Annotated in this window: 1 pseudogene; it reads left to right on the forward strand. The window is 47.8% G+C overall.

From position 1 onward, the window contains the following. Window positions 1-48 precede the first annotated feature (48 nt). Window positions 49-678: pseudogene (locus ACR0ER_RS25640) on the forward strand (IS6 family transposase); the annotation flags it as partial.

Consider the following 678-nt stretch of genomic DNA (forward strand, 5'->3'; position numbering starts at 1 on the left):
ATCTGAGGTTTTTACTGGTCGAATAATTTTCGAACAGGTTATTTGAGCATGATCTCGTTAAAAAGCTTTCATTTCCCCAAGGGTGCAGTTTTGTACGCTGTTTACTTCTATCGGCGGTACACGGTGTCTTATCGTGGCTTGGAAGAGATCATGGCTGAGCACGGTGTGCGAGTTGACCATGCCACATTGAATAGGTGGGTATTGAAATACTCGCCGATTGTCGCAGCTCGTGCGCAATAGAATAAGCGTCCAACGCTGAGTTCATGGCGCATGGACGAGACATATATTCGTGTTCGCGGTAAATGGATGTACCTCTATCGGGCCGTCGACAAAGCTGGGAATACTCTTGATTTCATGCTGTCTGAGCGTAGGAATCGTCCAGTAGCAGCAAGGTTTTTTGGCAAAGCGCTGGCTTCAAATGGAATCCCGAGCAAGATTGTCATCGACAAAAAGTGGAGCCAACACGGCGGTCATTCGAGAGGAGAACAAAATCCTAACTCGGTTTGGCTACCCAGCCAAAATCCAAACGGTCAGGTCCAAGTATCTGAATAACCTGATCGAACAGGAACATCGGTTTATCAAACGTCGCGTACGGCACATGTGTGGGTTCAAGACGTTCAGATCCGCATCAGCTACTTTGGACGGCATCAAAGTCGCCAACATGATCCGAAAGCAGCA

The sequence above is a fragment of the Ruegeria sp. CH8 genome (assembly GCF_056536985.1).